Genomic DNA, 1,016 nt, shown 5'->3' on the forward strand with positions numbered 1-1,016 from the left:
GTGTGGTGTCGCTGAGTGCGGTGGATGTGGCTGGGGAGCCGGTGTTGTCGGTGCGGTCGCTGGCGTTGCGCCCGATCGTGGTCGATCAGGTGGCCGCTGGTGGTGGTGTGCATCGGGATTCGCTGTTCCGGCTGGAGTGGAGGGTGTTGCCGGAGGTGTCGGCGATACCTGATAGCGGGCAAGTGATCTTGGATTTGGGGTCGGATCCGGAGGCGGGGCTGGCGGCGTTGGGGGTGGTGCCGCAGGCGGTGACCGTCACGGTGGAGTCGGCCGGTGATGTGGTGGGGTCGGCGCATGTTCTGGCCGCTCGTGTTCTGGGCTTGCTGCAGGGGTGGCTGGCCGATGAGCGGTGTGTGGGTTCGCGGTTGGTGGTGGTGACGCGGGGCGCGGTCGCGGCCGGTGACGGCGAGGCGGTCACCGATGTGGGGGCTGCGGCGGTGTGGGGGTTGGTGCGGTCGGCGCAGGCGGAGAATCCAGGCCGGTTCGTGCTGGTCGATGTGGACGGGGAGGTCTCGGCGTCGGCATTGCCAGGGGTGCTGGCCTCAGGCGAGCCGCAGGTGGCGGTACGCGGAGGTGAGGTGCTGGCGCCGCGTCTGGCCCGGGTGACGTCTTCTGCTTCTGGTGATGGTTCCGGCCTGGGTGAGGGGCGTGTCTGGAATCCTGAGGGGACGGTGTTGATCACTGGTGGGACCGGTGGGTTGGGGGCGGTGTTCGCGCGGCATGTGGTGGCCGAGCGTGGGGTGCGGCATCTGCTGTTGACCAGCCGCCGGGGGTTGGAGGCTCCGGGGGCGGTGGAGTTGCAGGCGGAGTTGATCGCGCACGGCGTCGAGGTGGAGATCGCCGCCTGTGATGTGGCCGATCGGGACCAGGTGGCGGCGCTGCTGGCCGGGATCGATGCCGATCACCCGCTGACCGCGGTGATCCACACCGCCGGTGTGCTGGATGACGGCACGATCCCGTCACTGACGTCCGAGCGGCTGGACACCGTGCTGCGCCCCAAGGTGGATGCGGCCTGG

The 1,016-nt window shown here is 69.7% G+C and carries 1 protein-coding gene; it reads left to right on the plus strand.

Going from position 1 to position 1,016, the window contains the following annotated elements:
- On the plus strand, positions 1-1,016 hold a 1,016-nt coding region (locus tag AC5L38_RS44220; RefSeq protein ID WP_495248823.1), incomplete at both ends, for a beta-ketoacyl reductase.

The sequence above is a fragment of the Streptosporangium nanhuense genome (assembly GCF_059358815.1).